The sequence below is a fragment of the uncultured Amaricoccus sp. genome (genome assembly GCF_937858865.1).
Classification (GTDB): Bacteria; Pseudomonadota; Alphaproteobacteria; order Rhodobacterales; family Rhodobacteraceae; genus Amaricoccus.
In genome coordinates this window covers 1-3,706 of sequence record NZ_CALLYO010000582.1, presented here as the reverse complement: position 1 = coordinate 3,706, position 3,706 = coordinate 1, and the positions used below count along the sequence as shown (strand labels likewise).

The following is a 3,706-nucleotide window of genomic DNA, read 5'->3' as shown; positions in this document are numbered from 1 at the left end:
GGTAGCGGACGGCGGATTCGAGCGCGGCCTTGGCGACGCCCATGATGTTGTAGTTCTCCACCACCTTCTCGGAGCCGTAGTAGGTCATGGTGAAGAGCGTGCCGCCGTCCGTCATCAGCGGCTCGGCGAGATGGGCCATGCGCAGGAAGGACCAGACCGAGACGTCCATCGTGGTGGCGAAGCCGGCGCGGGGCACGTCGACGACGCGGCCGCCGAGGGCGTCCTTGGTCGAGAAGGCGATCGAGTGGACGAGGAAGTCCAGCTTGCCCCAGTCCCGCGCGACGCGGTCGAACACAGCCTCGAGCTGGCCGTCCTGCATGACGTCCATCGGCAGAAAGATCGGCGCCTCGACCTCGCGGGCGAGCGGCTCGACGTGCGGCTTCGCCTTGTCGTTCAGGTAGGTGATCGCGAGCTCGGCGCCGAGGGCGCGGAAGGCGCGGGCGCAGCCCCAGGCGATCGAATGGTCATTGGCGATGCCGACGATCAGGCCTTTCTTGCCGTCGAGCAGCTTCGCCTTCACTTGCGGCAGGGTCATGGGTGGCTCCCTATCAGGGCGAGGGTGTGGCGGGCGATCATCAGCTCCTCGTCGGTCGGGATGACGAGAAGCGCGATGCGGCTCGCGGGCGTCGAGATGCAGGGCGCGTCGGCGTCGTTCGCGGCCGGGTCGAGCGTGGCGCCGAGCCAGGCCAGGCGCTCCGCGAGGCGGGCGCGGATGGCGGGGGCGTGTTCGCCGATGCCGGCGGTGAAGACGACGGCGTCGAGGCCGCCGAGCGCGGCGGCGAGGCTGCCGGCGGCGAGGGCGGAGCGGTGGATGAAGTGGTCGATGGCGAAGGCCGCCTCGGGCGCGTCGCTGGCGAGGAGGTCGCGCATGTCGTTCGAGATGCCGGAGAGGCCCTTGAGGCCGGAGCCGTTGTAGAGGAGGCGCGTCACCTCCGCCGGGGCCATGCCCCTCTCCTCGATCAGATGCAGGACGACGCCGGGGTCGAGCTGGCCGGGCCGCGTGCCCATGGGCAGGCCGTCGAGCGCGGTGAAGCCCATGGTCGATTCGATGCTGCGGCCGCCGGCGAGCGCGCACATGGAGGCCCCGCTGCCGAGGTGGGCGACGATGACGCGGCCGTCGGCGAGCTCGGGGGCGACCTCGGGGAGGCGGTGGGCGATGTATTCGTAGCTGAGGCCGTGGAAACCGTAGCGGCGGATCCCCTCGTCGTAGAGCGCGCGGGGGATCGCGTAGCAGTCGGTGTGGGGCGCGTGGCCGCGGTGGAAGGCGGTGTCGAAGCAGGCGACCTGCGGCACCTCCGCCGCGATCTCCATCGCGAGGCGGATCGGCGCGAGGTTGTTCGGCTGGTGCAGGGGGGCCAGCGTCTGGTACCGGCCGAGGCGCTCGAGAACGGCGTCGTCGATCAGCACCGGCCGGTCGAACTCCGGGCCGCCGTGCACGACCCGGTGGCCGATGGCGAGAACGGCGAAGCCGTCGAGGGTGGCGAACCAGCCACGGGTCTCGGCGATCGCCGAGGGAAGGTCATGCACCTCGGCAGGTCCGTAGCTGCGGTCGACGAGCGTCGCGCCGGAGCCGTCGACGGCGCGCAGCCGCGGGCGGACGCCGATGCCGTCGATCTGGCCGCGGACGCGGCGTTCGAGGCCGCCGCCGGCGAGGGCGAAGATCTGGAACTTCAGGCTCGAGGAGCCGGCATTGATGACGAGGATCGCGTCCATGTCAGGCGGGGACGTCCGCCGTCTTGCGGCGGGCGTTGGCATAGATCGCCGCCACCGCGCAGGAGGCGAGGCGGGTGCGGACGCTGTCGGCGCGCGAGGTCAGGATGATCGGGACGCGCGCGCCGAGCACGATGCCGGCGGCGTCGGCCTTGGCAAGGAAGGTCAGGTTCTTCGCCAGCATGTTGCCCGCCTCGAGATCGGGGACGACGAGGATCTGCGCCTGCCCGGCGACCGGGCCGCCGATGCCCTTGATCCGCGCCGCCTCGGGGTCGATGGCGTTGTCGAAGGCGAGCGGGCCTTCGAGGAGGCCGCCGGTGATCTGGCCGCGATCGGCCATCTTGCAGAGCGCGGCGGCCTCGATCGTCGAGGGGATCTTCGTCGTCACGGTCTCGACGGCGGAGAGGATCGCGACCCTGGGCGTGCCGAGGCCGATGCCGCACCAGAGGTCGATGGCGTTCTGGACGATGTCGCGCTTGGTGTCGAGGTCGGGGAAGATGTTGATCGCGGCGTCGGTGATGAAGAGCGTCTCCGGGTGGTCCGGAACGTCCATGATGAAGACGTGGCTGATCCGTCGCTCGGTCCTGAGCCCGGTGGCCGACGAGGTGACCTCCTTCATCAGCTCGTCGGTGTGCAGGCTCCCCTTCATCAGCAGCTCGCCCTTGTCCTCGCGGATCAGCGCGACGGCCTGGGCGGCGGCGGCGTGGCTGTGCGGCGCGTCGACGATCTCGCGGCCGGCGATGTCGATGCCGTGCTCGGCGGCGACGGCGACGATCCTGGCTGCCGGGCCGACCAGGACCGGCTCGATGATCCCCTCGGACGCGGCCTCCATCGCGCCGCGGAGCGACGTCTCGTCGCAGGGATGGGCGACGATCGTCACCGCCGGCGTGCCGTCGCGGGCGGCGGCAATCAGGCGCTCGTACTTCTCGTTGGTCTCGGCCAAGGTTGTGCCTCCGTCAGGACGCCTTGCGGTTCGTCACCAGCTCGGGACCGAGCCCGAAGAGCGCGGCGACCCGGCGCAGGCGCTCGGTGAGCGCATCACCGGGGGCGCCGCTCGCCTCGACCACGCCGCGGAGGGCGTCGAAGGCCGCGCGCCGGTCTTCGGTTGCCGTCGGCAGCAGGCTGGGAATGGCCTTGAGCGCGGCCTCCTCGTCGACGATGAGCATCAGGTACTGCTCGCGGACCCGGGCCTTGAAGTCGGCCAGCGAGATCTGTCGGCTGGCGGGGTGGGCCTCGCGCAGCCGCCGGATCGCCGCGAAGCCGCGCTCGTCCACCACGTTTCGGGCCATGCCGACCCAGATGAGCGCACGGACCAGCGCCTCGGCGAGGCCGCCGCGGGTCATGTCGGCAGCCAGCTCCTCGATGCGCTGCCCGACCAGCGCCTCATGCAGCTTGCTCTCCGCCGCCTTGCGCGGGCGCTTCTGCGAGGAGGGGTCGATGCCGAGCGCGGCCTGCAGCGCAGGGTTGCCGTAGATCGTGTGGAAGGTCTCCTCGGAGAGGCGCTCGACAACCTTGCGCCAGGCATCGAGGCCTTCCACGACCGATTGCGACACCATGGCCTGGGCGCCGACGAGCGGGTTCTCGGCACTCACGGGCGCGCGATGGCCGCGAACCCGCTCCGCCTCGGTGGCGACCCAGGTCATCCACGGGTTCCGGGGGCCGAACATCTCGTAGGAAAGGCGGAGCGGGTGCAGCCGACGCATCGCCTCGGCGAGGGGCGGTGGGACGAGAGCCCGGACGACAGGCTGGGCGAAAGCACGGTAGAGTGCGAGGTTGATCTCCGACACCCGCGCGGCGGTGGCGAACTTGCGCTCTTCGGCGAGGTCGTTGCAGCCGAGGGCGCGGATGTCGTCGAGGGTCCGCGCCTCGCAGCGCATCACCCATTCGCCGGTGACAAGGTCGGGGTTGTCGATCGTCTCGCCCTTCGGGGTCAGCACTGCCTCGTAGAGACCGGGCGGCAGCACGTCGATCAGGTCGATGTTCGAGGCGAACTCGT

General features: G+C 71.0%; 4 protein-coding genes. All 4 read right to left on the bottom strand.

What is annotated here, in order from left to right; genetic code table 11:
* Positions 1 to 535: SDR family oxidoreductase (locus tag Q0112_RS17220; RefSeq protein WP_297977237.1), on the bottom strand; the 535-nt coding region annotated here is incomplete at its 3' end.
* Positions 532 to 1,713 (bottom strand): acetate/propionate family kinase, encoded by a 1,182-nt coding sequence (locus Q0112_RS17215; RefSeq protein WP_297977236.1) that lies wholly within the window; start codon positions 1,711 to 1,713, stop codon positions 532 to 534. The genes Q0112_RS17220 and Q0112_RS17215, both read right to left, overlap by 4 nt.
* 1 nt (position 1,714) lies before the next feature.
* Positions 1,715 to 2,653: a phosphate acetyltransferase gene (locus Q0112_RS17210; RefSeq protein ID WP_297977235.1), complete on the bottom strand. Its 939-nt coding sequence runs from the start codon at positions 2,651 to 2,653 to the stop codon at positions 1,715 to 1,717.
* A 13-nt stretch (positions 2,654 to 2,666) separates the two neighbouring features.
* A partial coding sequence (locus Q0112_RS17205; RefSeq protein ID WP_297977234.1) for a DUF3141 domain-containing protein occupies positions 2,667 to 3,706 on the bottom strand: 1,040 nt, incomplete at its 5' end.

Coding starts and splice junctions, on each gene's coding strand:
- Q0112_RS17215 (WP_297977236.1), bottom strand. CDS start 1,713: ATGGACGCGATCCTCGTCATCAATGCCGGCTCCTCGAGCCTGAAGTTC.